We start from the raw sequence: 22,391 nt of genomic DNA, 5'->3' as shown, positions 1-22,391 counted from the left end.
CGTCGCTCTCACTGTCTCCGGGCGATCGGCCGCCCGGTAGTGGCATCCGTAGTGGCATTCGAAGGGTGATTTCCGGGGGAAGATGACCTCTGTGGCAATCGGTGAGGTCGTCAGGGAGCTGCGGAGGGCGCGTGGATGGAGTCAGGGCCGGCTGGCCTCCGAGATCAACGACGCCTTCGCCACCAGCCTGACCCGCGAGTACGTGAGCGGCTGGGAGCGCGGCAAGGTCCGCCCCGGCCCGTTCTACGTCCGGTGCCTGTCGAGCGTGCTCGACGTCCCCCCGGCGGTCCTGGAACAGGAGACCGCCCGTCAGGACCTCGCGCTCCAGGGCCTGACCGGCGGCGTCGCCACGGCCTCCGTCGCACCCCAGCTGGCGGCGGACCTCCTCGCCGTGGGCTTCACCGCCCGGCTGCGGGGCGGACCCTCCCCCCAGGAGTGGGAGGAGAAGCTGACCGCCTACGGCGCCGACTACATGTCCCTGGGAGCGGCCGACATCCAGCGCCGCGCGGCCCACGACCTCATGGTCGTGCAGCAACAGCTCGACGACGACCGCATGTGGTCCGTGGCGGCCCGTCTGATGACCCTCTACGCCACCACGTTCACCTGGCCCGACCAGGCCAAGGCCGTCGCGTGGTTCCGCATGGCCGCCGAGGCGGCGGACCGCTCGGACGACGTACGCACCCGCGTCTGGACCCGTGGCCGGGCCGCCCTCACCCTCGGCTACGGCGGCAAGGGCCTCGGCTACGCCACCGTCCTCGCCGACCAGGCCATGGCCATCAGCGACAAACCCTCCGCGGGCCTGCTCAACGCCACCCTCGGCAAGGCCTACGCCCTCGCCCTGCAGGGCGACAAGGCCACCGCCCTCGACCTCGCCGACCGCGCCCGCCGCGTCTTCGACGCCTCCGGCCCCAGCACCCAGGTCAGCGACTACGCGGTCGCCCACTGGCGGCTGAACGGCTTCCTCTCCCTGCTCTCCGCCCGCCTCGGCGACGAGGACCGTGCCGTACGGGCCCAGGAGGCGGCCCGCCGCGAACTCCCCGCGAGCCTCCCCCGCTTCGCCACCCACCTCGACATGCACACAGCCCTGATGCTCACCCGCTCCGGCGACAAAGCCGGCGGCCACGCCCACGCCCGCGCCACGCTGGACGCGCTCCCCCGCGAAAAGCACTGCGGGACGCTGCGGATGCTCCTGGAGGAGATAGAGGCGTGAAAAGTGGCAGCGCGGTTGCAGAGCCACCGATGGCGACGACGCCGCCCTGCCCCCTCGTCCGCTGACGTTGCCGTCAACTACTGTCGCCTCCCCCGCAGAAGCCCCGCCAGGAAAGAACCTGACGGAGCTTCAAGTCTCCCACCGCCATCCCAGCACAACTGGCCTGATCACGGGGCAGCGAGACTACGCCTTACCTTCCAGCCATTCCGCGAATGGCGAGACCTTCGACAGCTCAGAGTCGATCGCCTTCAGCGCTCCAGCGAAGTCCTCCGCCAATTTCGAGAGCATCGCAACCAGTTCGCCTTGCGTGAGACTTTCGGACTTCGGACTTGGAACCCAATCGGTCCGCGACTCACAATGAATCATCACGCGATCCTCGGCTGGGCGAAATATCAAGGTCCTCTCGACACCCTGCGAGTACAGATCCATTTCGACTTCGCGATGCTCACGCACACCCATCAGAAGCGAAGGGAGTTGCTCCATGAAGGCAGACAAGTCATACGCGACGTCGAGCGGCCACTCGTCACTTCCGAAGCCGCCGATGTGGAACGTGTTGCCTCCGACATCGGAGAGAGCACTGCACGCCTCCATGACCAGGACTTCGTAGTCGTCGCCCCATTCTTGACCCACTGGAGCAGGACCTTCAGCGCCGGATGGCGCGCCCGGATGGAATGACACAGAGAAGCTCATTCTCCGCCCTCCTGGTTCGGTCCAACGGTCGGGACTGCCGTCTTCCTCAGCACGGTTACTTGCGGGGGCCACAGACGCGCCGCTGCACAGGTCGCCACCCGCGCCCCCTTCGTACGGCGTGCGCTTCCGACCGGGGGCGGCAGGGCGGCGGCGTCAGCGCGGGAGAGGACCAGGTCGCTATCTCGGCGACCTGGGGCGGGGGCGATGTCACGGGTAGGTGTGCAGGGTCTGGCCGATGCGGTGTGCTGCTTCGGCGTGGCCAAACAGTCCTGGCAGGCCGCCGGTGTGCAGCAGGACCGTGCGCTCTCCGGGCCGGATGCTGCCGTCGCGCACCGCGGCGATCAGTCCCGCCGCGGCGCGTCCGGTGTAGACCGGGTCCAGGATGATGCCCTCGGTGCGCGCCACGGTGGTGATGGCCTCCAGGACGGGTTCGTACAGGATGCCGTACGCCTCGCCCACCTGGTCGCCCCGGCAACGTAGCTGCTCGGCTGTCACCTGGCTGCCGGTGAGTTCCGAGGCGAAGGTGGCGGTGACGGAGGCGGGTTCGGGGAGTGCGCCGACGTCGACGCCCAGGACGCGTTCGGTTCCCAGGGCGGCGACCAAGCCGGCCATCGTGCCGCCGGAGCCCAGGGCGGTCACGACGTGCCGGACGTCGGGTTGCTGGGTGAGGATCTCCTCGCCTGCCTCGCGGTAGCCGCGGGCCCCCAGGGCGCCGGATCCGCCGAACGGCACCAGATACGGCACGGCGCCCTCTTCGCGCAGCTCGGCGCAGGTCTTCTCAGCCTGCCCGGCCAGCTCGGCGGGCGTGGCGTCACCGGCCCACACGATCCGGGCGGCGAAGGCAGCGTCCAGGAGGAGGTTCCCGCCGGGCTGATCCGGGCGGCCGGAGCCGGGCATCACCAGCACTACGTTCAGGCCCGCCCGGGCACCTGCGGCCGCGGTGAGCCGGGCGTGGTTGCTCTGCGGCCCACCCGTGGTGACCAGGGTGTCCGCGCCACGCTGCAGGGCGTCGGCGACCAGCCACTCCAGCTTGCGGACCTTGTTGCCCCCGCCGCCGAGTCCGGTCAGGTCGTCCCGCTTGATCCACAGATCGTCCGGCGCCAGGCCGATCAGCTGGGCCAGCCTTGGAGCCGCTTCCATCGGCGTGGGCCACGCCGACAACGTCACCTTCTCCACCACGAACTCCTTCATCCGCATCGCAGCAGCGCACTGAATGAAGGCATCCAGCGCGCTAGGCGCTCACCGTCTCACACAGGCACGAAGGGGCGAGGCTTGGGTGCGCCTGGGGAACGCGCTCGTACGCCTGCGCTACCCCTCAGCTTGTCGCGAAGATCCAGAAGACGGAGTACCCCGCCGAGCCGAGCAAGAAGATGGGGCCCGGCCGCCGCCCTAGGGTCCGTCTTCAAATGGTCGTTCGATGGTGGATCATGGTGTCGTGATTCGACGTCATGAACTGACCGACTCCGAGTGGGAGTTACTGGCTCCGCTGATACCGAGTGCCAGCAGAGGCCGGCCTCGGACCGAGGACCGCAGGGTCATCAACGGGATGGTCTACAAGATCCGGACCGGGGTCTCCTGGCGTGACCTGCCAGAACGCTACGGCCCGTGGAAGACGGTCTACACTCGCTTCCGCCGCTATGCCATCGACGGCGTGTTCACCCGGGCCCTGCAACGGATCCAGGCCCGTGCCGACGCCGCTGGTGACATCGACTGGCTGGTCCAGATCGACTCCACCATCGTCCGCGCCCACCAGCACGCCGCCGCCACCGGCCGAAAAGGGGGAGGCACCGGACGGACGAACCGGACGATCACGCCCTCGGCCGATCCCGGGGAGGCCTGACCAGCAAAATCCACCTCGCCTGCGACGGCCGCGGCCGCCCCCTGGCCATCCTGCTCACTCCGGGCCAACGACACGACGGCATCTGCGCACGCCCCCTGCTCGAACGCATCCGAGTGCCCCGTACCGGACCAGGCCGGCCCCGCTGCCGCCCAGATCACGTGATCGCAGACAAGGCCTACAGTTCACGCGGCTTCCGCGCCTACCTGCGTAAACGCGGCATCGGACACACGATCCCGGAGAAGAACGACCAGAAGCGGCACCGCCGAAACCGAGGCCGACGAGGCGGCCGGCCGACAAGCTTCAACAGCGAGATCTACCGCCGCCGCAACACCGTCGAACGCTGCTTCAACCAACTCAAAGGCTTCCGCGGCATCGCCACCCGCTACGAGAAGACCGCCACCTCCTACGAAGCAGCAGTCACACTCGCATCACTCCTGCTCTGGGCAAGATCAATTTGAAGACGGACCCTAGTGCCGCACGTGCGACCGGTATGGCAAACCGTGGCACCGGACCAGCAGCAAACCCCGCTCCCCGGCAGCGGCGCCCCCGGTTGAGCTGGCGCGAGGTGCGGGGCCAAACGGGTGCTCGCGGCGGCGATGGGCTTCGATCCGTCGTACGTCAGCCACGTGGAGTCCGGGCGACACAAGCCGACCGAGGCGGCCGGACGGCAGCAGCGCCGCCGGCACCGCGGGCGGTGGGCGAGCAGCCGTACGCGACCGGCTCCGCGCTGGTCGTCGAGCACGACGCGGCCCGGCTGGACTACGACGGCCGTCTGTACCGGCTGACGATGCGCCGGCGCTTGCGGAACACCGGCACCGAGCCGGTCACTCGCTACCTGATCCGCATCAGCGTCAAACCGCTACCCCGGCGAGCCCGAGCGGGCCAACGCGCACTACCGCACCCACCTCCTGACCTGGGAGGAGCTGGCGCTGGGCGCGACGTGCCGCGGCGAGGTGGTGCGATGGGAGGCCAAGCACGACCGCGACGCCTTCAAGGAGGTCTGGCTGCTGTTCGAGAACGGCCAGGGCCGCTTCCCGCTCTACCTCGGCGAGTGGGTGTGAATCGAGTACGCGTACTCGGTGGGGGACGAGAAGTGGGGCCGGTGGTTCCAGCGGGCCGTACGACTGCCCACCGAGCACCTGGAGGTCCAGCAGGTGTACGGGCTCCATGCCCGCTATGGCGAGGACGGCCTGGTGCACACCCGCACCGTCGACCTGCACAGCCTCCGGCAGCTCGCCGAAGGAGTCGGCGGCGGCACCGGTCCGGAATCCCGTGGACACCCGCACTCGCCCGCACCGCCTGCGCGCCCCCGGCGTTGCGTGACGTCAACCCCTCCTACCCGCCGGTATCGATCTTTGGTTCGCGCCGACGTCGTATGCCTGGGCCCGGCAGGCCGGGCCGCAGTACAGCCGCCGCCGTGTCGCGTTCTTCGGGAGCACGCGCCGCAGGCGTAGCAGTACCGACGGCGGCCCGTGCCTTAAGAAGGGCGGAGGTGATACGCGAGAAACCCGCCACTTCGTTACGGACTGACACATTCGGTGGCGGTGAGTACCGACACCGGAGTGACGACGGACGCTCTTATCTTTCACTAAGAACGTTTCCCTAGCGTCTCGTTCATGATGATGCAACGTGGTGCAGTCGGATCAGTTGTCCTCACGGCCGTGGCCTTGACGGCCACCGTCGGGGTGGTCGCCGCGGCTCCCGCCCCCGGCAAGGCCGCCCCCTCGGTGCCCCACGGCAAGGTGACGGACAATCTGTACATGTCGCTCGGCGCATTCGAGGATGCCACGTCCGGCGAGGACCCGAAGGTCAAGGCCATGATTGACCGTACGGACATCGGCGGCGTACAGGTGGTGGTGCCCTGGAAGGCCCTTGAGGAGAAGAAGGGGGAGTACACGTGGTCGCGGCTGGACAATGCCCTGAAGTATCTCCAGGAACGCCACAAGAAACTGTTCGTCCAGATTCAGGACCGGTTCTTCGATGTAGCCATGAAGGACGCCAAAGTTCCCCAATATGTGAAGGACGAGGGCGGGGTCGCGCCGACGGTCGATGAGAACCCTGACAACCCCACCACCCATGGGGCCATGGTCGCGCAGTGGAACAAGGAGGTGCGAGCAGACTTCCAGGCCATGCTGAAGGCGATGGCTAAGAAGTTCGACGGAAAGCTCGCCGGGGTGAACCTTCCGGAGACCGCGGTCGAGGTGGACACCAAGACGGACCAGACCAAGTACACCTCGAAGTCCTACATCGATGCCGAGATCGACAACATGCGCTACGGCAAGAAGGTCTTCACCAAGACGCAGTTCATCCAGTACATCAACTTCCTGCCGGACGACGACGATCACAAGCGCATGAAGGAGATGTTCGACCTCGCCAGGGACAAGAAGATCGGCATCGGAGGACCGGACACCCTGCCGGACCGGAAGTACCAGATGGAGAACTCCTACAAGTTCCTCCACGCATACAAGGATGCGCTTCCCCTCGTCGCGATGGCCGTCCAGGAACCCGACATCAAGGCCAAGGACCCCAAGACCGGTAAGCCGTTCACCCGCGAACGGTTCACGGACTTCGCCCACGACTATCTCGGTGCGCGCCAGATGTTCTGGACCACCGAAGCAGACTGGCTGCAGAAGCCCCCGGCGTAACACGTGCGCGAGTGCGGCTACTCAGACCCGTGTGAGTGACCGAGCGCTCCGGGGTGGCACAACGTCGCAATGCCCGACCCGCAGCAACTCCCGTTCGGAGACGGGCCGGGGGGCGAGGGTCAAGCCGGGCGAGTAGGAGGCGGCGACGGTGCCGGCGCACTCCAGGAGCACCGCGCCTTCATCGTGGCGGCCTTCGTGGTCGTTCGCCCGGGCCGTGGGCGCCACGGGGGCGAGGGCGGCGAGGGTGAGCGCGGCGGCCAGGGCTGCTCTACGGGTCTTGTGCGGTCGGGTGAGGTTCACGAAGCCGGTGTCCTTCCCGTATGGCTGTTGCTGTCGCTGTTCAGGTCCGGTGCACGTCGACTGCGACCGTGCTCCGCTGGTGGTCCGCCGCTGTGTAGACGCGTCCGTCGTTCTCGGCCCCGAAGGGGGGCAGGTCCACCAGGGCGCGCGTCAGGTGGGCTCCTTCGACGCGGACGTGCGCGATCTCGGGGCAGGCGTCCAGCACCGCCGCGCCCAACTGGTAGAAAGTGTGCTGGCTGGAGCGGCTGGTGTGGCCGGTGAAGGCTTCGGTGAGCGCGCGCCCGGCTCGCTGCCGGCAGGCCCGGTGGTCCGTGTCCCGTTCGGCGTGCTGCCAGGTCACGTCCAGGCGGGCCCCGAAGACACGGTCGGTGAAGACCTGCGTCGTGGTGTAGGCGTCACGGGCGAAGCCGGTGAACGTCGCCCCCTCGGTCACTGCGACGGGGCGCACAGCACCGTCCGGCGGCTCGCGGGCATATCCGCCCACCGGACGGTCCACCCCTACGACGTCCTGTCGGTCGACGCACGGATCGATGCCGGGCCGCAGCAGCCCTGGAGCCACTGGGGACGCGACGGCATGGTGCTGCTCCTGCCGTTCGGGGACGGCCGCTGGCGCCTGGTCCTCTACCCCTACCGGCAGCTCGCGACGGGCGGTACGCCCGGTGCCGCCGACGACACCGGGCCGGCCGAAGAACTGCTGCGCCGCATCACCGGGCGGGACCTCGCGCTGGGAGAAGTGGAGTGGATCAGCCACTACCGCTGCGAGCACCGCCACGCCGCCCGCTACCGGCACCACCGCGTGGTGCTCGCGGGCGACGCCGCCCACGTCCACCCCCCAACCGGTGGCCAGGGCCTCAACACCGGGATCGCCGACGCCATGAGCCTGGGATGGCGCCTGGCCGCGGCGGTCGCCGACCCCGCGCACGACCGGCTCCTCGACGCCTACGCCGAGGAACGCCGGCGGGCCGCCTGCCGGGTCATGCGGCTGACGGGCGCCATGCTGCGCTTCAACGCCACCCCCGCGCTGTGGGGCCACGCCCTGCGCGTCGCCGGACTGGGGGTCGCGCGGCTGCCGCCCGTACGCCGGCGCCTCGCCGCCGCGCTGGCCGGGCTGCCGGGAAGCGGCGCGAGCACCGGCGCCCGGGTACGGAGCGGGGCGCGGGCCCCCGACGTACCGCTGCTTCCCACGCCCAGGAGCCCCCACCGCCGGCTGTTCGAGGCCCTGCGCACCGGGCACCACGTCCACCTCCTGCCGGTGTGCGGCACCCCGGACCCCCGGGCCGCGACGTCGGCGCTGCCCCTGCTGACGGTACGGACCGACGCCTACCGGCAAGCACACGTCGTGCGCCCCGACGGGCACTTCCTGTGACGTCCGGGGCCCGGTGCACGTGCCACCTCGCCCTGCTGTGCGGCGCCCTGGCCGTCGCGGCCCCCACCGCGGCCGTGCCCGCCGTGTCGGACGCGCTCGGGATGGGCCCGGCCCTCACCCAATGGTTCGCCGCCGCCTACCAACTCACCAGCGGGCCGCTGCAAGCCCTGGCCTGCTCGCCGCCCGCCTGCTCCAGGGCGCAGGCGGCTCCGCCCTCTCGCCCGTCAGCCTGTCGCTCCTGCTCGGCCTGAGCCGGGGGGAGGACGAGGAACGACGCGCCGTGGGCGCGTGGGTCGCCACCGCGGCCACGGCCACCTGCGCGGGGCCGCTGCTCGGTGGCCTGCTGACCAGCGCACTGGGGTGGCGCGCGGTCTTCGGCACCCTCGCCCTCCTGGCCGCCGTCACGGCAGGCTGCGCCCTCATCCTGCTCCCCGGCCGGCCGGCGCGGTACGGCCGGCCGGAACGGCGGCTCGACGGTGTGGGCATCGCCCTGTGCACCGCGGCGGCCACGACGGCACTGATCGCCCTGACCGCCCCCGAGGCGGGCGCCGCCGCGGTGTCCGTCACGCTGCTTGCCGTACTCCTGCACCGCGCCCGACACCGCGCGGATTCGGTCCTCGACAGCGGGCTGATCGGGAACCCCTCGACCCGCACCGCCCTGTTCGTCCTGCTGGTGCTCTTCTGCGCGAACTCGATGTTCACGTTCCTCACGTACTTCGCACTGACCCGCGCGCACGGGCTGAGCCCGTTGGGGGCGGCGCTGGTCGGCCTGCCGGCCGTGACGCCGGCGGTGTTCACGGGCCGCTGGGCGGCCCGCCGCACCCGGGGCCCCGGTGACGGACCGCCCCTGATGCGCGCCGGCCTGCTCTGCGTCGCTGCCGGACTGCTCACGAGCGGCCTCGGTCGGTCCCAGGCCGCGCCGCTTTGGCTCGTCGGCGTCTCCTGCGCCATGGTCGGCTGCGGCCTGGGACTGGCCAACGGCTCCGCCATGGCCACCGTCACCCGCGACCGCTCCCGCCGCGCGGCTTCACGGGCCACGGCGACGGCCACCACGTTCGCCATGCTGGGCGGCGCCACGGGTCCGGCCCTGGCCGGAGCTCTCGCTTCCCATATGCCCTTGCTCATCGGGGCCATGGCCCTGGCCGCGGCGACCCTCACCCGCCAGGCGAACCCGGATCGGTGACTTGGGGCCCCTCCTGCCCAGCGGCCAGCGGCCAGCGGGACCATGACAAGCCCGGACGGCGACCAGCGGCCGTACACGACGACCGCCGACGTGCCGGTAAGGACTGTGCCACCACGGCCTCGGGGAAGGTCGTCAAACCCTGTCAGTAATCACCATCGGATCTGATGGGATTCGCGCCGCCGCGAACCCCCGGATTGCACGGGTTCATTGGACGCGTCAGCCACCTGTCGGCAAACGTTTGCCGACAGGCGGGGGTCGACTGTCCCGGCGCCTGCGCACGGGGGCCGTCAGGCGATGAGGGCAGGACCGCGTTCGCCACAGATCCGGCGTGCGCCGAGGTCCGTGGGGCCGTGAGGGCCGGCCGGAGCGCTCGGTGGCGTTCCGGCCGGCCCTGGGGGTTTCAGGCCGTCGGGCGCTTGGCGCGGGCGGTGAGGCGTTCCCAGTTGCGGTGGCCGATGTCGGCCTTCTGCTCGTCGGTGAAGGGCGAGTTCTCCAGGAAGGAGCGGGCTTCACCGTTGCTGGTGTCGACGTAGGGGAAACCGCCGGGGCGGTAGCCGTAGGTGAAGGGGTAGTCGGTGGAGTACAGCATTCGGTCGGTGCCCATCACTTCGGCGGTCCAGCGCAGGTAGCGGGGGCTGTTGGTGCCGCTGCCAGCGACCCAGAAGTTCTGCTTGAAGTAGTCCGCCAGGGGCTGGCGCAGGCGGCCTGCTTCGCCGAAGAAGCCGGTGTGGTCGAGGTAGAACAGCGCGACCTCGCCCCAGTGCCCGGCGATCACCTGCAGGTCGGGGAACCGGTCGAAGACCCCTGAGAAGATCATGCGCAGGTACTGGACACCGAGGTCGTAGTACCAGCCGAGCCCGGCTCCGGCCAGAACGGGGCCCATGGGCTCGGGGAGGTTGGAGTAGTAGGCGTCAATGACGGGCTGGACCGGTGTCTGCGGGTGGAAGTGCAGCGGCACGGCCAGCCGCTCGGCCATGGCGTACAGCTCGTCGTTGTCCGGGTGGTCGGCCAGCTTGTCCCCCGTACGCCCGTACAGCATGGCGCCGGGAAAGCCCAGCTCGCACACGGCGCGCTCCAGTTCGGCCGTGGCCGCGGCCGGCGACTGGGTGGGAATCGCGGCGAACGCCTGGAAGCGGTCGGGCCGGGAGGCGACGATCTCGGCAAGCTGGTCGTTGGCCTCGCGGGCCACCGCGACCGCGTCGGCCTCGGGCAGATCCTGCACACCCGGGGAGGACAGGGAGAGCACGGCGACGTCGATGCCCTGGTCGTCCATGTGGGCCAGCCGCCGCTCGCCGACCTCGTGCAGGTTCTTGGCGATGGGGCTGTCGCCGAAGCCGCGGGCGGGGATCTGCGGCGATCCGGCCCGCTGGTACGCGTCATAGACGGCCGGTACCACGACGGTCTCTTCCACCCCGATGATCCGCAAACGGTCGGACATGACGGTCTCCTCGTACTGATGTTTCCATTGGAACTCCTTCAACGGTACCTTCGATACTTTCAATGGAAACGCGAGGGTGATACCAGTGATAGCACCCAGGTTCCGGCGACGCTATCGTTGCTTCCATGCCTGTTGAACCGACCCAACCGACCCCCACCCGGCGCGCCGCGGAGCCCACCACCGCCGCACGAGAACAGACGCGCCGCCGGATCATCGAGGCCGCGACCGGCCTGCTGGAGCAAGGGGGCCGCGACTCGGTCACCACCCGGGCGGTCGCTGACGCCGCCGGACTGCAACCGCCCGCCCTTTACCGGCTGTTCGGCGACAAGGAGGGGCTGCTGGATGCGGTGGCCGAGCACGGTTTCACCCGGTTCCTGGCAGCCAAGCAGCAGCTCGAACCCTCGCCTGACGACCCGGTCAAGGAACTGCGCGTCGGCTGGGACACCGTGGTCGAGTTCGGGCTGGCCAACCCCGCGCTGTACACGCTGATGTACGGCGAACCCGCCCGGTCCACGACCGCCTTCCGGATCGGCCTCGAACACCTCATGGACAGAATCCGGCGCATCGCCGCCGCGGGACTCCTGCGCACGGAAGAGGGACTCGCGGCCCAGATCGTCCATGCCACCGCCAGCGGCGCGATCCTGACCTGGCAGTCCGTCCCCGAGCCCGAGCGAGACACCGCGCTCCTTGTCGCCCTGCGCGAATCGATGATCACCACCATCACCACCCAGGAACCGGCTGTGGAGGAACCGGGGCCGGGCGGCGCTGCCCGTGCCTTGCGCGCAGCACTGCCTGGCCAGAACGCCCTCAGCCAGGCCGAACAGCAACTTCTGACGGAATGGCTCCAGCGACTGTCCGCATAGCCGCTCCCCACGACCGGCCTCAAGTCCATGATCGTCGGCTTGGCATTGACCGCTGTACCGCAAGGCCGATTCCGAAACCGCGGGCCAGGCGAAGGGACCCGATCTCTTGCCGGTCTCGACGCCGGGCATCGTGGCCCGCCAGAACCGCCGCGCTGACCGTGCGCACGGGGACGACGAACCGCAGCCCGTCCACGGAGGCGAGTAGGCCCTCGCCTCAGAACCTCACGATGGACACCTCCGCCTGGGCGGCGATGAGCCTCGCGTTCGCCGCGGCGATGGCGTCGGCGCGCAGGTAGTACTGGTCGACGTGCACGATCCGGGCCCGTGTCAGGGCCTCGTAACCGGGGTTCACCACCCGGGCCAGGCCGATGTTGCACGCCTCCGACCAGCAGCGCGACCACCGGGGTGGACAGGTCCTTCATCCGGGTGGTGCCATCGCCGAGGTGCACGAAGGCGTCCAGGAAGCCGGTCCAGGCGTTCACCTCGAACAAAAGGTCCGGCAGGTCGATCTTCGGGAGCATCTTCTCGACCCGCTTGCGCAGCCAGGTCAGGAACTTCGGCTCGCCGAGCGCGCCAAGCTTGTCGACGTTCAGCTTCACCCGCCCGTCGTCCTGCACCTCGACAGAGACCTTCGCCGCCGGCCCCGCCTCCTCCAATCGCTCGGCGAGCTGCTTCCAACCGGCGTCCAGGCCCCGCACCAGCTCCGCCAGGTGCTCCTCGACGGGCATGTCCAGGCTCAGGGCCGCCAGGACGTCCTCGCACACCGCCTCCCACTCGGAGCCCTCCAGCAGACGAGCCCGCGGGTTGGACCAGCGGTGCGACGGAGCGGCGAACACGTCGCGGTTGTTCAGGGCACGGTGCACGAGACGCCGCCGTCGGCGCCCTTCTCCAACGTGGCGTCTACCGGCTTCCACTCACCGCCGATCCGCGCCCGGACCGGGCGCAGGTATTCCCTGGCCTCAAGCCTTCCATCGGCCCGGGCCACCACGTCCGAGGTCTCGGCGCGCAGGGATTCCACCTCGACGTTCCGGCCCGAGCGCTTGGCCAGAGCCAGCGCGTTGGTCTCCGACGGGGCGGACACGGCGGGCGAGGCCCTGCCCGGTGCGGCGAAGTCCGCGGACCTCGCCGCCGCCCGATCTGGTAACGCCCCGGTCAGCAGCACCAACCCGAGTCTCACGAACAACGACAATGCGCCATCATCGCACCGGTATCCGCCACACCAGGCGCGTGCCGCCGCCCTCCGGTGTGGTCAGGTGGAGTTCTCCGCCGTGGTGGGAGGCGCGCTCGGCGAGGTTGCGGAGGCCGCTGCGGCGGGGGTGGCCGGTGTGGGGGATGCCGGTGCCGTCGTCGGTGACGGTCAGGGCGAGGTGGTGGCCGTCGTTGACGACGGAGACGTCGGTGGTGGTGGCGCCGGCGTGGCGGGCGACGTTGGCCAGGGCCTCGCCGAGGACGGCCACCACGTCGTCGACGACCGGGCGCGGCACCTGGGTGTCCAGGAGGCCCTCCATGCGCAGGCTCGGGGCGAAGCCGAGGAGGGTGCCGGCCTCGCCGACGGTCTGGACGACGCGGGTGCGCAGGCCGTGCTGGGGTGCGGCCTCCCGGGAGCGCAGGCCGAAGATGGTCGACCTGATGATCTTTATGGTCTCGTCCAGGTCGTCGACCGCGCGGTGGACGCGCTCGACGGCCTCGGGGTGGTCGATGAAGCGGTCGGCGCTCTGCAGGGTCATGCCGGTGGCGAACAGCCGCTGGATCGCCAGGTCGTGCAGGTCGCGGGCGATGCGGTCGCGGTCCTCCAGGAGGGCGATCTGCTGGGCGTCCGCGCGGCGTTCGGCCAGTTCCATGGCCAGGGCGGCCTGTCCTGCGAAGCCGGCCAGGTGCTCGGTCTCCTCGTGGGAGAACTCCGCCTGCCCCTTGACGCGGGCCAGCAGCAGCACGCCCCGTACGGCGTCGCCCGAGGTCACCGGCACGGCGACGGCCGGGCCCGGCAGGGACTCGGTGGCGCTGCCGTGCACCGGGCCGCCGCCGGTGTAGGCGGCTCCGGACAGGGAGCCGTCCACCGGCAGGACGCGGCCGCGGATCCCGTCGGCGCGGTCGCCGACGGCCACCTCGACGGACAGCGCGTCGCCCTGGGGCACCGGCAGGGCCACCGTGGCCAGGGCGGCGCCGGTGATCTCCTGGGCGAGCTCGGCGATCAGGCCGATGACGTCGTCCGGCGGGCTGCCGGACATCAGGCGGTTCGTGACGGCGGCGCCGGCCCGAAGCCACTGCTCGCGGCGCGTGGCCTCCTCGTACAGCCGGGCGTTGTCGATGGCGACGCCGGCGGCGACGGCGAGCGTGGACAGCACGGACTCGTCCTCGGCCTCGAACTGGGCGCCGCCGTGCTTCTCGGTCAGATACAGGTTGCCGAACACCTGGTCGCGCACCCGGATGGGCACGCCCAGGAAGCTGTGCATCGGCGGGTGGCCCTCCGGGAAGCCGTACGAGGCGGCGTGCTCGCAGATCCTGGGCAGCCGCAGCGGCTCGGGGTGCCGGATGAGCTCGCCGAGGATGCCGTGGCCGCTGGGGTGGGGGCCGATGGCCGCGATGCGGTCCTCGCTCAGCCCGACGGTCAGGAACTGCGACAGCGTCCGCCCGTCGGGGCCGATCACCCCCAGCGCGCCGTACTCGGCGTCCACCAGCACCACGGCCGCCTCGACGATGCGGCGCAGCACATGCTCCAGATCCAGCTCGCGTCCCACCGACAGCACGGCCTCCAGCAGGCTGTGCACCCGGTCACGGGTGCCGCGCGCGGCGTCCAGCCTGGACTGGAGCTCCTCCAGCAGCTCGTCGAGCCGAAGGTGCGGTAACCGCACCGCACCGTCCCCGGTGTTCTCCACAGTTGATTCTCCTCAAGCGACGCCCGACCCGAAATCTATCTTGATCATCGGGGTCGTGGCGCCCGCCCTCAGGTGCCGGGCTTGCGCCCGTAGACGTACACGTCGTCGCCGTTCTTCAGCAGCGACCAGTACGTCTTGGCGTCACCGCGCCGCATGTTGACGCAGCCGTGCGAGCCGGGGGCCGACCAGACGTTGCCGTCGATGGAGTGGAAGGCCTGCCCGCCGTCGAAGAACTGGCTGTACGGCATGCTGACCTTGTAGATCGTGGACCAGTGGTCGATGCTGCGCCAGTAGACCTTCTTCAGGCCCGTGCGGGTCTCGTAGCCGTCGCGGCCGGAGCGGATGGGGACGGGGCCGAACTTCAGCTTCTTGCCGTCCTGGACCCAGCTCAGCTGGCGGGTGAGGTCCACGCAGGCTATGCGGCCCTTGTTCGTCGGGCACTTGCCCGCGGCGTTGGGGTTGGAGCCGGCGGCCCGCTGCTGGGTGACGAGGTCCATGACGCCCCAGGTGACGGCGCCCGCGTAGCCGATGGCCGGGCTGATGCCGTGGTCGCGCTGGAAGTCGCGTATCGCGCGGCAGTCGGCGGCCGACTGCTTGCCGTCGGCCGTCCGGCCGAGGAAGCGCTCCGCCTTCGCCTGGTACGGGCCGGTGCCGGCGGTGCACGCGGAGGTCGCCGCCTGGGCGGAGCCCGCGCCCAGCGCCACGGTGAGGGGCGCGGCCAGTCCCGCCGCGCCCAGCAGGACGCCGAAACGGCGCGCGAGGGTTCTCTTCGGTGAACTTGTCATGAACGATATGACAGCCCGGCCCGCCCGTTGGTTGCGCCCGCTCCCGGACATCCCCTACGGCCTCCGGTACGCGGCGGCCGCCGGGCGGCAGCCGTGAGCTCACCACAGCGTCAGCAGTGACAGCAGGCCGATCCCGGCCGTCGTCCAGGCCACGTAGTCGCCGATGTGGCCGGAGTGCAGCCGGCGCAGCGGCGCGCTCCAGCCGCGGGAGGGCACCAGGCCGACGACGGCCGCCGCCGCGAGGACGACGGCGAGGGCTGCCGAGAGCAGGCCGAGGGCCGCGCCGGTCCAGGTCCACCACGCGCCGCCGTGCGCCGCGGCCGCGTGGCCCGGCTGCCCGCCGCCGGCCCGGCCGCCGAGGACGGTGGCGGCGTAGCCGGCGTGGTCCAGGAAGGCGGAGGAGGCCGCGTACGTCGCCTCGGCGAGCGCGGGCACGGTCCCCACCGCGAGCGCGCCGGCCAGCAGCGCCACGGCGACCGACACCATCGGCGGGGGCGCAAGACGGATCCGGCGGCCGGTTTCCGGCTCCTCCTCGCCACCCGCCGTCTCGGGCTCCTCCTCACCGCCCGCCGTCTCCGGCTCCTCCTCGCGGCCGCGCTCGCCGGTCCCGAGGAAGACCCGTGCCGCGACCCTCAGCGCCGCGCCGCCGGTCAGCGCCGACACCAGGCCGAACAGCGCGGGCAGCCAGGCGGACCCCTCCTCCACGACGGCCTTGCCCAGGCCGGTGCCGAAGGGCGGCAGGCCCGCCAGGGCGAGGCCGCCGAGGGCGAAGAGCAGGCCGATGCCCCGTATGTCGCGGCCCCGGCCGTGCAGTTCGTGCTCGTCGACGCTACCGAGCCGCGCGAGGAGGATGCCGGTGCAGGCGAAGAGGGCGGCCTTGGCGCCCGCATGGCCGAGGACGTACAGGCATGTGCCCGACAGGCCCTCGTCGGTCAGCAGGCCGACGCCGACGAGGAAGAGGCCGGTGTGGCCGACCGTGGAGAAGGCCAGCAGCCGCTTGATGTGCCGCTGCTGCCAGCACATCACGGCGCCGGTCACCGCGCTCACCACGCCCAGAACGACGAGCACGCGCCGGGTGCCGGCGGCGGGGATGCCGCCGGGGCCGCCGAAGACGGTCGTGTGGACGCGGGCGACGCCGTAGACGCCCGTCTCGACCATGACGCCGGAGAGGACCAGGCACACCGGCGTGGGCGCGACGGCGTGCGCGTCCGGCAGCCAGAAGTGGAAGGGGACGGCGGCGGCCTTGACCAGCAGCCCGGTCATCACCAGGACGAACGCGGCGGCCACCAGCGCGTCGCGCTCCGGCGCCGCGTCCAGCTGCCGGCCGATCGCCGCCATGCCCAGTTCGCCGGTGCGCGCGTACAGCAGAGCGATGCCCATGAGCGTGGCGTAGCTGCCGAGGGAGTTGACGAAGCCGAAGGCCAGGGCGCCCTGGACCGGTCGGGACTCCTCGACGTGGTAGCCGGTGAGGGCGTAGCCGCAGACGCCCATCAGTTCGAAGAAGACGAAGGCGTCGAAGAGGTCCCCGGTGAGCGCGAAACCGCACATCCCCGCCTGGAAGAGGAGGACGAGGGCCGGGAAGGCGCCGGAGTGGCCGCGCGGCGGCTCCTCGAAGTAGCGCCAGGAGTAGGCCAGTACGGCCAGGACGAGGACGGAGGCCAGCGCCGCGAGCCCCAGTCCGATGCGGTCGCCGACCAGGACGATGCCCCCGCTCACGCCGTGACGCGGCCGCCAGCCCCCCGCCCAGGAGACGACGGTCGTGGCCCGCGCCAGCGCGGCGCAGGCGAGGGCGGTGGACGCGGCGGCGCAGGCGCACGCCACCGTCTCCGCCGCGAGGCGCGGCATCCGGCGGCCCGCGCCCACCAGCACCGCGGCGCCGAGCAGGGGCACCGCCACGATCAGCGGGAGCAGCCGGTCCACCGCGGGTCAGCCCTTCAGCCCGGACAGTTCGTCGGGGTCGACGGTGCCGTGCCGCTTGCGGGTCTGCACCACCAGGGCCAGCAGCAGCGCGGTGACCGTGGCGCCCACGACGACGTCGGTGAGGGCGAGGGCCTGGACGACGGGGTCGACGACCGTTGTGCCCGGCGGGATGTCGGAGAAGACCGGCGCGGTGGCGCCCCGGCGGTAGCCGACGGCCAGCAGCAGCACGTAGGTGGACGACTGGGCCACCGCCAGGCAGCCGACCGCGTGCACGAGGTGGCGGCTGGTGGCGAGGCCGTAGACGCCCACCAGGAAGATCCACCCGGCGACGAGGTAGGGCAGGACGCTCACTCCTTCTCCTTCTCTTCCTTCTCGTCCACGGTCTTCTCGTCCACGATCTCCAGGGCCTGGGCGAGGAAGCGGGCGAGCAGGACGACCACGGCGGAGGCGACCTCCATGCCCACGGCGGCGTTGAGCAGCGGGACCGTGCCGCCGGAGGCCAGGGTGTTGAAGGTGCCGTGCGGGAGGGTGTTGGCCAGGTAGGCCGAGCCGGCGAGGAGCCCGGCGGCGCCGAGGACGACGTACGCCCCCTCGCCGACGCCGTCGGCGAGTTCGTACAGGCCCACCGGGCGGACGCGTTCCAGGGCGCGGTGGTCGACGCCGATGTAGAGCAGGTGCAGGGCGGTGGCGACGACCACGCCGCCCTGGAAGCCGCCGCCCGGGCTGAGCTGGCCGTGGGCGACGACGTACAGCCCGATGAGGAGGGCCAGGGGCAGCACGGTGATCGCGTAGCGGCGCAGGGCGGGCGGTACGGACGCGGGCTGCGGGGCGACGCGGCGTTCGTCGGGCGTGCGGCGCAGCAGGACGACCGTGCCGAGGACGGCGGCGAAGAGGATGCTCTCCTCGCCGAGGGTGTCGAGGGCGCGCTGGTCGAAGTTGACGGAGGAGACGGTGTTGGCGGTGCGCTGCGCGATCGCGGCCGCGACGGCCCGGTCGCCGTAGGGGTGCCAGGTGCCGCCGAACGGCGGCATGCGCAGGCAGGCGGCCGCGAACAGCGCCGCCGTGCCGAGCAGTCCGGCGGCCAGCACCCACAGCCGCGCCCGGCGCGTCACTCGCGCCGCCTCCGGCGGCGGACCCGGCGGACCGTCAGCAGGATCATCAGCGGGGTGACCGCCGAGCCGACCGCGAGCTGGGACAGGGCCACGTCGGGCGCCTGCAGCACGGTGAAGAGCAGGGCGAGGGCGAGGGCGAGGGCGAGCAGGGAGAGCACGACCGCCTGCCGGGCGGGGTCGCGGGTGAGCGCGGCGGCGGTGGCGGCGGCCGCGACGAGCAGCAGCGAGGCGGCGACGAGCGTGTCGTCCAGGGCCTCACGCATGGCGCAGGGCCTTGGAGGTGACGATCCCGCCGGCCATCAGCAGGGCGCCGATGAGGAGCAGTTTGAGCAGGGCCCGGCCGGGGCCGGTGGCGACGCACAGCGGGACGAGGGTGGCGGGGTGCCGACGGCGACGAGGGGGTGAGCAGGTGCAGGCCCGGCGGGGGCGCGTCGATCTCGTCGCCGAGCAGCCGGACGAAGACGAGCGTCCCGGTCGGTCCCAGCACCGAGGTCACCAGCGCGAGGTCGGTGTACGACGGCCGCCCGTACCCCTGGGAGAGCAGGAGGAACACCAGGCACAGCAGCAGGGTCGCCGTGTTCTGGGCGACGACGCGCCGGCCGGCCCCGCCGCGCGCGACGCCCCACAGGCTCGGGCCCAGGCCGGCGACGACGAGCACGGCGGCGGCCACGAGCCACCCGTTCACCTCAGGCCGCCGCCCGCCGGGCGCCGCGGGCGGCGCAGGCGGCCAGGAGCGCGGCCGCGGCGCCGACGGCCGTCTCGAGCGGGTCCACCGAGCCGATCAGTACGGTCCACACGGCGGTGAGCACCACCCACCAGCCGAGGACCTCCGCGGCCGCGGCCGCCCTGCGCAGCACCGTTCCTCCACCTTCCCTGCCCAATCGGGCCGAACCGGACTCGCGACCGAGTATCGGACATCGGGCGGGCCAGGGCGGGACGCCACCCCGCCGCACCGCGAACCGCGAACCGGGAGGTTTCATCGCGGCGCCCGGGGGTTACCCGTTGCGTTTGAGCTCACCGCGCGGCCCCGGGGGATCCCACCGCGATGACGGAGTACGGCGAGGCCCTCGACGAGCACGTCCCGGGGCGACGCGAGGCCGCCCCGCACCGGGCGGCAGTGGAGAGGAACAGCATGAGCGAGCAGGTTTCCGACCGCATCCTGGCGCGCCTGCGCGAGTGGGGTGTGGAACGGGTCTTCGGCTACCCGGGGGATGGGATCAACGGGCTGCTGACGGCCTGGGGGCGGGCCGAGGACCAGCCGAGGTTCGTCCAGGCCCGGCACGAGGAGACGGCGGCGCTCGAGGCCGTGGGGTACGCCAAGTTCAGCGGGCGACTGGGGGTGTGCGTGGCGACGTCGGGGCCGGGGGCGATCCACCTGCTCAACGGCCTCTACGACGCCAAGCTCGACCACGTGCCGGTGCTGGCGATCGTGGGCCAGACGGCCCGCTCCGCGATGGGCGGCGCGTACCAGCAGGAGGTGGACCTGCACACGCTCTTCAAGGACGTCGCCTCGGAGTTCCTGGAGACCGTCACGGTCCCCGAGCAGCTGCCGAACGTCCTGGACCGGGCCATCCGCACCGCCTACGCGCGCCGCGCCCCCACGGCCGTCATCGTCCACGCCGACGTGCAGGACCTCCCGTACACCCCGCCCACCCACGACCACACGATGGTGCCCTCCAGCCTGGACCGCAGCGGCTGGCAGGCGCTGCCCTCGCCCGACGCGCTCGAGCGCGCGGCGCAGGTCCTCAACGCCGGCCGGAAGGTGGCGATCCTCGTGGGCCAGGGCGCCGCCGGGGCCCGCGGCGAGGTGGAGCGGGTCGCCGAGATCCTGGGCGCGGGGGTGGCGAAGGCGCTGCTGGGCCTGGACGTGCTCAGCGACGAGCTGCCGTACGTCACCGGCTCGATCGGGCTGCTGGGCACCCGTCCCTCCTACGAGCTGATGCGCGACTGCGACACGCTGCTGACGATCGGGTCCAACTTCCCCTACGCGGAGTTCCTGCCGGAGTTCGGCGCGGCGCGGGGCGTGCAGATCGAGATCGACCCGCATCTGGCGGGGCTGCGCTACCCCTACGAGGTCAACCTGATCGGCGACGCGCGGGCCACGCTGGAGGCGCTGATCCCACTGCTGGAGCGCCAGGACCGGCGCGGCTGGCAGAGCCAGGTGATCGCCAACGCGCAGCGGTGGAAGGAGGTGATGGCGCGGCGGGCCGCGGTGAGCGCCGAGCCGGTGAACCCCGAGCACGTGGCGCGGGCGCTGTCGCCGCTGCTGCCGGACGACGCGATCCTGACCTCGGACTCCGGTTCGGTGGCGAACTGGTACGCCCGGCACATCACCCTGCGCGGCACGATGCGCGGCTCCCTGTCGGGGACGCTGGCGACGATGGGCTGCGGGGTGCCGTACGCGATCGGGGCGAAGTTCGCCCACCCGGACCGGCCGGTGGTGGCGCTGGTCGGGGACGGGGCGATGCAGATGAACGGCATGGCCGAGCTGATCACGGTGGCCAAGTACCGGCACCAGTGGGAGGACCAACGGCTCGTGGTGGGCGTGTGGAACAACCGGGACCTCAACCAGGTGACGTGGGAGCTGCGCGCCATGGGCGGCTCCCCGGAGTTCCTGCCCTCGCAGGAACTGCCCGACGTCCCCTACGCCCGATTCGCCGAGCTGCTCGGGCTGACCGGGATCCGGGTGGAGAAGCCGGACGAGGTCGAGGACGCCTGGCGCGAGGCCCTGGCCGCGCCGGGGCCCGCCGTGGTGGAGTTCGTCACCGACCCGGCGGTGCCGCCGATCCCCCCGCACGCGGACTGGGACCAGATCGAGGCGACGGCGGCCTCCCTGCTCAAGGGCGACGCCGACCGCAAGGGCGTGCTGCGGCAGGGCATCAAGGCGAAGATCCAGGAGTTCCTGCCCGGCGGCCGAGGGAAGTCCGCCACCCCGGGAGGACCGTCATGACGTCCGACACCGTCGAGGCCGCCACCACCCGCTATCTGATGTACGGGCTGCTGCCCGGCTGGTTCGTCCCCGGTGTCGCCGACTGGGTGTTGCACCGGCGCACCCACATCGAGGACACCTCCGGCACCCGCGAGTCGGCCATCCACGCGCTGATGATGACCGAGGTGGGCGTGCCCATCGCGCTCACCCTGGTGTGCGAGGTCAATCCGCTGCTGCTCGCCGTGCAGCTGGGGGCGACGGCCGCGCACGAGGCCACCGCGCTGTGGGACGTGCGCACGGCGGTGCGCGGCGACCGCGCGGTCAAGCCGGTCGAGCAGCACGTCCACAGCTTCCTGGAGACGCTGCCGTTCGCGGCCCTGGCCTCGCTGATATGCCTGCACCCCGCGCAGGCCCGCTCACTGCTGCGCGGCGGCGGGGGCGATCCGACGGCCTGGCGGCTGGTGCCGCGCCGCACACCGCTGCCGCGCGGCTACCTGGCCGGGATCGGGCTCGGGGTGGCGGCGTTCATCGCCCTGCCCTACGGGGAGGAGCTGGTGCGCTGCCTGCGCGCGGGAAGGAAGCGCGGAGGCCGGGGGGCGTGGAGGGGGAGGAAGAACCGGGCTACGGAGCGAACGGGCGCTCGGCTCGCCGAGTACCCGACAGAAGGGAAGCCGTCATGAAGGTCGCGTTCCTGGTGGCGCCGGAGGGCGCCGAACAGGTCGAGGTCACCACCCCCTGGAAGGCGGTCGAGGAGGCGGGCGGCACCCCGCACCTCGTCTCGACGAAGCCGGGGAGGATCCAGGCGTTCCACCACCTCGACCGGGGCGACACCTTCCCCGTCGACAGGACGGTGGCCGAGGCGGGCACCGCGGAGTACGACGCCCTGGTGCTGCCGGGCGGGGTCGCGAGCCCCGACTTCCTGCGCCTGGACGAGCGGGCGGTGGCGTTCGCCCGTGGCTTCTTCACGTCCGGCAAGCCGGTGGCCGCGATCTGTCACGGCCTGTGGACGCTGGTCGAGGCCGACGTGCTGCGCGGCCGCACCCTGACGTCGTGGCCGAGCCTGCGCACGGACATCCAGAACGCGGGCGGGTCCTGGGTCGACGAGCAGGTCAAGGTGTGCACCCATGGGCCCAACACGCTGATCACCAGCCGTAAGCCGGACGACCTCAAGGCGTTCTGCGACGCGTTCACCGCCGAGTTCCGCAAGGCCGAGGGGGGTGGCGGGGCCTGACGT

22 protein-coding genes and 2 pseudogenes are annotated in these 22,391 nt (G+C 71.7%); 9 read left to right on the top strand and 15 right to left on the bottom strand.

Annotated elements, in window-relative coordinates; all coding sequences use genetic code 11:
* Nucleotides 1-91 precede the first annotated feature (91 nt).
* Nucleotides 92-1,210: a helix-turn-helix domain-containing protein gene (locus tag J1792_RS14680; protein WP_307843036.1), complete on the top strand. Its 1,119-nt coding sequence runs from the start codon at nt 92-94 to the stop codon at nt 1,208-1,210.
* Between the two features lie 183 nt (nt 1,211-1,393).
* Here the strand turns inward: J1792_RS14680 and J1792_RS14675 are convergent, their stop codons facing one another.
* Together J1792_RS14675 and J1792_RS14670 are read right to left on the bottom strand one after the other, a co-directional pair.
* On the bottom strand, nt 1,394-1,900 hold the full coding sequence (locus J1792_RS14675) for a hypothetical protein (RefSeq protein WP_207247406.1): 507 nt from the start codon (nt 1,898-1,900) through the stop codon (nt 1,394-1,396).
* 207 nt (nt 1,901-2,107) lie between these two features.
* Nucleotides 2,108-3,097, bottom strand: a complete 990-nt coding sequence (locus J1792_RS14670; RefSeq protein ID WP_086569390.1) for a D-cysteine desulfhydrase family protein — start codon at nt 3,095-3,097, stop codon at nt 2,108-2,110.
* A 220-nt stretch (nt 3,098-3,317) separates the two neighbouring features.
* On the opposite strand from J1792_RS14670, the gene J1792_RS14665 reads away from it, so the two are divergent.
* Together J1792_RS14665 and J1792_RS14660 are read left to right on the top strand one after the other, a co-directional pair.
* Nucleotides 3,318-4,198 (top strand): IS5 family transposase gene (locus tag J1792_RS14665; RefSeq protein WP_242645916.1). Its coding sequence is split into 2 segments (ribosomal slippage): nt 3,318-3,692 and nt 3,695-4,198, totalling 879 coding nucleotides; the frame shifts between segments, so codons are not numbered across the junction.
* Nucleotides 4,199-5,356: 1,158 nt separating this feature from the next.
* On the top strand, nt 5,357-6,385 hold the full coding sequence (locus tag J1792_RS14660) for a hypothetical protein (RefSeq protein WP_242645915.1): 1,029 nt from the start codon (nt 5,357-5,359) through the stop codon (nt 6,383-6,385).
* A 21-nt stretch (nt 6,386-6,406) separates the two neighbouring features.
* Here the strand turns inward: J1792_RS14660 and J1792_RS14655 are convergent, their stop codons facing one another.
* A complete protein-coding gene (locus J1792_RS14655; RefSeq protein WP_086569388.1) occupies nt 6,407-6,685 on the bottom strand; it encodes a hypothetical protein in 279 nt (92 codons plus the stop codon).
* A gap of 40 nt (nt 6,686-6,725) precedes the next feature.
* The gene (locus J1792_RS35375; protein WP_307843041.1) at nt 6,726-7,133 is read right to left on the bottom strand and encodes a tunnelling fold family protein; all 408 of its coding nucleotides are present in this window, start codon (nt 7,131-7,133) and stop codon (nt 6,726-6,728) included.
* On the opposite strand from J1792_RS35375, the gene J1792_RS14645 reads away from it, so the two are divergent.
* Nucleotides 7,014-8,051: an FAD-dependent monooxygenase gene (locus J1792_RS14645; RefSeq protein WP_307843035.1), complete on the top strand. Its 1,038-nt coding sequence runs from the start codon at nt 7,014-7,016 to the stop codon at nt 8,049-8,051. The genes J1792_RS35375 and J1792_RS14645 overlap by 120 nt on opposite strands.
* A 121-nt stretch (nt 8,052-8,172) precedes the next feature.
* Nucleotides 8,173-9,234 (top strand): MFS transporter, encoded by a 1,062-nt coding sequence (locus J1792_RS14640; protein ID WP_086569385.1) that lies wholly within the window; start codon nt 8,173-8,175, stop codon nt 9,232-9,234.
* A gap of 400 nt (nt 9,235-9,634) precedes the next feature.
* Here J1792_RS14640 and J1792_RS14635 read toward each other — a convergent pair whose 3' ends face one another.
* Nucleotides 9,635-10,672 (bottom strand): amidohydrolase family protein, encoded by a 1,038-nt coding sequence (locus J1792_RS14635; RefSeq protein WP_086569426.1) that lies wholly within the window; start codon nt 10,670-10,672, stop codon nt 9,635-9,637.
* A gap of 125 nt (nt 10,673-10,797) precedes the next feature.
* Between J1792_RS14635 and J1792_RS14630 the strand changes: the two genes are divergently transcribed.
* Entirely contained in the window at nt 10,798-11,535 is a 738-nt protein-coding gene (locus J1792_RS14630) for a TetR/AcrR family transcriptional regulator (protein ID WP_207247403.1), read from the top strand.
* Nucleotides 11,536-11,680: 145 nt separating this feature from the next.
* Here J1792_RS14630 and J1792_RS35775 read toward each other — a convergent pair.
* From J1792_RS35775 to J1792_RS14580, 10 genes and pseudogenes are all read right to left on the bottom strand, one after another.
* A pseudogene (locus tag J1792_RS35775) lies at nt 11,681-12,398 on the bottom strand (Tn3 family transposase); the annotation flags it as partial.
* On the bottom strand, nt 12,383-12,712 hold the full coding sequence (locus J1792_RS14620) for a hypothetical protein (RefSeq protein ID WP_207247401.1): 330 nt from the start codon (nt 12,710-12,712) through the stop codon (nt 12,383-12,385). The pseudogene J1792_RS35775 and the gene J1792_RS14620, both read right to left, overlap by 16 nt.
* Before the next feature lie 19 nt (nt 12,713-12,731).
* Nucleotides 12,732-14,411, bottom strand: coding sequence for a sensor histidine kinase (locus J1792_RS14615; protein ID WP_086569379.1), 1,680 nt, complete (start codon nt 14,409-14,411; stop codon nt 12,732-12,734).
* A gap of 68 nt (nt 14,412-14,479) precedes the next feature.
* Nucleotides 14,480-15,196 carry a L,D-transpeptidase family protein gene (locus J1792_RS14610; protein WP_086569424.1) on the bottom strand — a complete coding sequence of 239 codons (717 nt, stop codon included), beginning with the start codon at nt 15,194-15,196 and terminating at the stop codon, nt 14,480-14,482.
* Between the two features lie 99 nt (nt 15,197-15,295).
* A complete protein-coding gene (locus J1792_RS14605) occupies nt 15,296-17,116 on the bottom strand; it encodes a complex I subunit 5 family protein (RefSeq protein ID WP_307842988.1) in 1,821 nt (606 codons plus the stop codon).
* 6 nt (nt 17,117-17,122) lie between these two features.
* The gene (locus J1792_RS14600) at nt 17,123-17,467 is read right to left on the bottom strand and encodes a sodium:proton antiporter (RefSeq protein ID WP_207247400.1); all 345 of its coding nucleotides are present in this window, start codon (nt 17,465-17,467) and stop codon (nt 17,123-17,125) included.
* Nucleotides 17,464-18,228 (bottom strand): MnhB domain-containing protein, encoded by a 765-nt coding sequence (locus tag J1792_RS14595; RefSeq protein ID WP_086569373.1) that lies wholly within the window; start codon nt 18,226-18,228, stop codon nt 17,464-17,466. The genes J1792_RS14600 and J1792_RS14595 overlap by 4 nt, the downstream gene beginning before the upstream one ends.
* The gene (locus J1792_RS14590) at nt 18,225-18,491 is read right to left on the bottom strand and encodes a hydrogenase subunit MbhD domain-containing protein (protein ID WP_372446105.1); all 267 of its coding nucleotides are present in this window, start codon (nt 18,489-18,491) and stop codon (nt 18,225-18,227) included. The genes J1792_RS14595 and J1792_RS14590 overlap by 4 nt, the downstream gene beginning before the upstream one ends.
* Nucleotides 18,492-18,733: 242 nt before the next feature.
* Nucleotides 18,734-18,781: pseudogene (locus J1792_RS35370) on the bottom strand (hypothetical protein); the annotation flags it as partial.
* Nucleotides 18,782-18,914: 133 nt separating this feature from the next.
* Nucleotides 18,915-19,085, bottom strand: coding sequence for a hypothetical protein (locus J1792_RS14580; protein WP_179198869.1), 171 nt, complete (start codon nt 19,083-19,085; stop codon nt 18,915-18,917).
* 275 nt (nt 19,086-19,360) lie between these two features.
* On the opposite strand from J1792_RS14580, the gene J1792_RS14575 reads away from it, so the two are divergent.
* From J1792_RS14575 to J1792_RS14565, 3 genes are read left to right on the top strand one after another with little or no spacing between them, the layout of a single operon-like run.
* The gene (locus tag J1792_RS14575; RefSeq protein ID WP_086569420.1) at nt 19,361-21,178 is read left to right on the top strand and encodes a thiamine pyrophosphate-requiring protein; all 1,818 of its coding nucleotides are present in this window, start codon (nt 19,361-19,363) and stop codon (nt 21,176-21,178) included.
* Nucleotides 21,175-21,837 carry a diguanylate cyclase gene (locus J1792_RS14570; RefSeq protein ID WP_242645913.1) on the top strand — a complete coding sequence of 221 codons (663 nt, stop codon included), beginning with the start codon at nt 21,175-21,177 and terminating at the stop codon, nt 21,835-21,837. Before J1792_RS14575 ends, J1792_RS14570 begins: the two co-directional genes overlap by 4 nt.
* Nucleotides 21,834-22,388: a type 1 glutamine amidotransferase domain-containing protein gene (locus J1792_RS14565; protein WP_086569369.1), complete on the top strand. Its 555-nt coding sequence runs from the start codon at nt 21,834-21,836 to the stop codon at nt 22,386-22,388. The genes J1792_RS14570 and J1792_RS14565 overlap by 4 nt, the downstream gene beginning before the upstream one ends.
* Nucleotides 22,389-22,391 lie beyond the last annotated feature (3 nt).

Origin of the sequence: Streptomyces triculaminicus (assembly GCF_017349075.1) — a bacterium.
GTDB classification, from domain to species: Bacteria; Actinomycetota; Actinomycetes; order Streptomycetales; family Streptomycetaceae; genus Streptomyces; species Streptomyces triculaminicus.
The sequence above is the reverse complement of the archived record's forward strand: the minus strand, read 5'-3'. Positions and strand labels throughout refer to the sequence as shown.